Source organism: Hyphomonas sp., assembly GCF_040882205.1.
Taxonomy (GTDB): domain Bacteria; phylum Pseudomonadota; class Alphaproteobacteria; order Caulobacterales; family Hyphomonadaceae; genus Hyphomonas.
In genome coordinates this window covers 1-3,893 of the sequence record NZ_JBBEBT010000184.1, presented here as the reverse complement: position 1 = coordinate 3,893, position 3,893 = coordinate 1, and the positions used below count along the sequence as shown (strand labels likewise).

General features: G+C 58.9%; 4 protein-coding genes. 1 reads left to right on the top strand and 3 read right to left on the bottom strand.

The genetic code is table 11. The features are described from left to right. The 3 genes from WEA77_RS07525 to WEA77_RS07515 all read right to left on the bottom strand — a co-directional run. On the bottom strand, positions 1-524 hold a 524-nt coding region (locus WEA77_RS07525), incomplete at its 3' end, for a glycosyltransferase family 2 protein (RefSeq protein ID WP_368067249.1). Between the two features lie 19 nt (positions 525-543). Beyond that, positions 544-1,548 carry a UDP-glucose 4-epimerase GalE gene (galE, locus tag WEA77_RS07520; RefSeq protein WP_368067248.1) on the bottom strand — a complete coding sequence of 335 codons (1,005 nt, stop codon included), beginning with the start codon at positions 1,546-1,548 and terminating at the stop codon, positions 544-546. Between the two features lie 587 nt (positions 1,549-2,135). Continuing rightward, a complete protein-coding gene (locus WEA77_RS07515; protein WP_368067247.1) occupies positions 2,136-3,365 on the bottom strand; it encodes an acyltransferase family protein in 1,230 nt (409 codons plus the stop codon). Between the two features lie 300 nt (positions 3,366-3,665). On the opposite strand from WEA77_RS07515, the gene WEA77_RS07510 reads away from it, so the two are divergent. Next, on the top strand, positions 3,666-3,893 hold a 228-nt coding region (locus WEA77_RS07510; RefSeq protein WP_368067246.1), incomplete at its 3' end, for a hypothetical protein.

Genomic DNA, 3,893 nt, shown 5'->3' with positions numbered 1-3,893 from the left:
AAGGCCGTGCGCATCAACGGCTTGAGGTATCCGATCTCCCGCCGGTAACCGGTATGCTTCAGGGTGTTTTCCCGCACGAAGGCAGCAAGGTCCATCGACACGGTTCCGACCGGACCGTCACGCCATACGCGCACGCCTTCCCTCACCGCCTGTCCAGGCCAGACGCGGATGATATCGTCCATCAGCAAGTCGACCTCGCGCCCGGCCACGTGGGCGAGCAGTCGCTCGGTGCGTTCTGGCTCGAGGAAATCATCGGAATCGAGCCCGGCGACCCATTCGGTTTCGGCGAGGCGCAGGCCGGTATTGCGCGCCTTGCCCGGTCCGCCATTCACCGCCTGACGAAACAGTCTGATCGCCGGATGCTTTGTTGCCAGCGCGGTAACAACCTCGAAGCTGTTATCGGTCGAGCAGTCGTCCACCACGATGATCCGTACGGGCACCGTCTGCGCGATTGCGCTTTCGATCGTGCCGGTGATCGTATCGGCCGCGTTGTAACACGGGATGATGAGCGTGACCTGCGCCATATCTGTCGCCGCCAACCGTTCAGGCCTTGGAATGCGCCGCGTGTTCGGCGCGGTCCTTGTCATGCCATTTCAGGGCGGAACGGATAATGTTGTCGATGTCCGAACGCGACGCCACCCATCCCAGTTCCTTCGCCGCCTTGTCGGGCAGCGCGATCAGCCTGGCCGGATCGCCGGGACGGCGAGGGCCAAAGCGCCGGGGAATCTTGCGATTGGTGGCGCGCTCGATCGCCGAGACGACTTCGGCCACGCTGGTCCCGCGCCCGGTACCAAGATTGTAAGCGGTCGAGGCGGCGCCATTCTCCAGCGCCGTCAGCGCATGCAGATGCGCTTCAGCGAGGTCCTCGACGTGGATATAGTCACGGATCGCACTGCCGTCGGGCGTATCGAAATCCGAGCCGAAGATCGTGAATTCGTATCCCGCGTCATGGGCACCCTGGATGGCGAGCGGGATAACGTGCGTTTCGCAGGCGTGGCGTTCGCCCGTCTTGCCGTCACGGTCAGCGCCAGCGGCATTGAAGTATCGCAGCGGGATGGAGCGGATAGCGTGCGCGGCGTCATAGTCCTTCAGGATATGCTCCACCATCAGCTTTGACATGCCGTAGGGATTGATCGGATTCTTGGGATGATCCTCTCGGATCGTATCCATCTGTGCTTGCCCGAAGATGGCGCAAGTTGATGAGAAGACGAGATAGCCGGTTGCGTGGCGACGCATGGCTTCAAGCAGGTTCAGCGTCGCGAGCGTGTTGTTGCGGTAGTAGATCGACGGCTCACGGACGGATTCGGCTACCAGCGCGGATCCTGCAAAATGCGCAACCGCATCCGGTTTCACCCTGGCGAAGGCCGCTTCGAGATCCGCCGGATTCTGCAGGTCGCCGACGATCAGGTCGCCCCACTGGACGAGGTCGCGCCAGCCTGTCGACAGGTTGTCGAAGACGGTGACGTCCCAGCCAGCTTCAGCGAAGGCGCGGCTGCAATGGCTACCGACATATCCCGCGCCGCCGGTGACCAACAGTTTGCCTGGCATGATGTCCTCTCAAGGGCGAAGGCTTCCGCTGGCGCCCCGTGCGCACAGACAGTTCAGCCTGTTATATGCAAAGACGAGTCCGCAGGCAGCGAAAGCAACCGGTGAACCCACAACAAGTTAGGTTTTTCAGCTAAAAAGGACGATGGCTGCCCAGATTATGGCGGCCCACAGGCCTGCGCTGAGGCCGATGATGGTGATCAGCCGGACCCAAACGGGCCATTTGCCGTCAGTGTATTCGCTCATGAGCGCATGGCCTGCCCGCCTGGACATCCTGACCTGTGACGTAAAAACGCGGCTCTCAACGGGTATCATAGGATCCGAACTCGACATGCGGTTCAATAAAGCGGCGAAGGTTTAACGCGGCGTTTAAACGGCGGTACCGAGAGTGCCGTTACAAAATTAACCGTGGCGGCAGAATCCGGCGCAAATCCGGCAAACTTCAGGCATTCCAATAGTTAACGCAGCGCGGAATCAGGCCGTGTTCCCGGCTTTAAAAGGGCTTTTTTTGCGGCGGCCACCATGGTCTCCGGCACATTAAGGCAAGACCGACACAATTCTGCGCGAGGGCCTATTGATCCAGGCGCAGGTCAACCTGCGCGTGGGACCTCGGTTTCAGGCAAGCGCGCCGCGGGCTTTGCCGGAAAAGGGCGCCAGTTGGAAAAGGGTTTTTCCACCAGTGCGAAGAAGAGCCAGCCCGCCACAAGGCCAACGCCGAGGATGATCGCGAACCCGGCACCTGCCGCGAAATAGTTCATCGGCACGAACTTGCCGGCGACCTGTGTCGCGATGTGAAAGACCTGCAAGTGCACGAGATAGAGCGAGTAGCAGGCCATGCCGATGTACGTGACATAGGGGACCCGACAGAACTTGCCGAACAAGGTTTCTGCCTGGAACGCCAGCCCGAACAGCACGACGATGGTGGCGAGGCTTAGCGCCCAATAGACCAGCGTCATCGCCAGCGGCCGAAAATCCGCGTTGCCAAGCCAGAACATGCCCAGCACGCAGGTCACCCCCAGTGCAAGGCTCGCCTTGCTGCCTATATGGCTGAAGGCCAATTGAACCGGCCCCTCGAACCGGGCCAGTGTGATCCCTATGCCGAAGTAAACGATATAGGAGAGGATCGTGTAGGCATTGACCGGCACGATCTTGTTGATCACGACGAAAGACACCGAGAAGAACACCGCGATCATCAGCGCGTATCGCCAGAAGGCCGTGCGGTCCTTGCCCTGGAAGAGAGTCAGAAAAATCAGCGGTGCAAGTAGGTAAAACTGGACCTCGACTTCGAGCGACCATCCCGGCGCAAACAGGCGCGGCAGGTTATCGAACACGGCGCCATGCGCATAGAAAAGGCTGGCCGCGAGGCTTTGCGGCAGGGCAACTTCTGTATGGTTAGAGCGATCGAGATTATCCGGCATGAGGCCGAAGAAATAATAGGCAACGAAAGTCGTCAGAATGACGAAGTAATAGGGCGGGAAGATGCGGGTGATGCGGCGGATGTAATACTTGCCGATGAAGCTGGAATTGAAACGCTCCAGAGAAACGTCCTGCATCTGCTTGGCGATGATGAACCCGCTGATCGCGAAGAACAACAGAACACCCTGGTTGGGACTGGCGAAGAATTCGAGGACCGCATTGACCGGCGCAAAGTCGAGACCCGGGTTCGGTTCAAACCAGAACTTGTGAATACGCTCGAGCAGGTGGCCGACCATGACAACCATGATCGCAAAGAACCGCAGACCGTCGATTTCAAGCCGATAGCTACCCGGCGCAAGATTGCGCTTGAACACCCTTGACGGCAGAAAAGCATTCAGTTGCATCGATCTTTCCAAACGTCCGAAATTCAGCCGCGACAGGCACTATGAGGCGTCACGGCTCCGGGTGCCCGTTCACCGCTATGAGACTGCACCGAAACCGACTGCAAGAGACGTTCCAATTCCCCTGAAGCGCGCAAATTTGAATCGGCGTTCTCAAGTTCGTATATCATTTGTCATCCAAAGGCAGATAGGGTCTGAACACTGGGACAGCATTGGTTAACACGCTTACCCGTGTTGTTATGGAGCCGGAGGCAAGGCATAGGTTTTGCAGGCGGTTGGAGTTCGTTTACGGAGCGCTACACCTTGGAAACTTCACAGCTCGGACGCTTTCCAGCTCAGCGAGCCACGCTACTCAATGTTTACCAGAACGAGAGCCGCGCCGAAGCCTGGGAGCAGGCGCTGTTCACGGTGTGGTTCTTCACGCTCTATATTCCGCTCGGCCAGTTCACCCCGATCCGATATCTTTGCCTGCTCGGCGCGATCGGCCTCTTCTTCTGGCACTATCGGGACTCGCTTCCGCTCCTGAAGAAA

What these genes read in the sequence shown, in the direction of transcription:
- galE (WP_368067248.1), bottom strand. Translation starts at nt 1,548, where the DNA reads ATGCCAGGCAAACTGTTGGTCACCGGCGGCGCGGGATATGTCGGTAGC.
- WEA77_RS07515 (WP_368067247.1), bottom strand. Translation starts at nt 3,365, where the DNA reads ATGCAACTGAATGCTTTTCTGCCGTCAAGGGTGTTCAAGCGCAATCTT.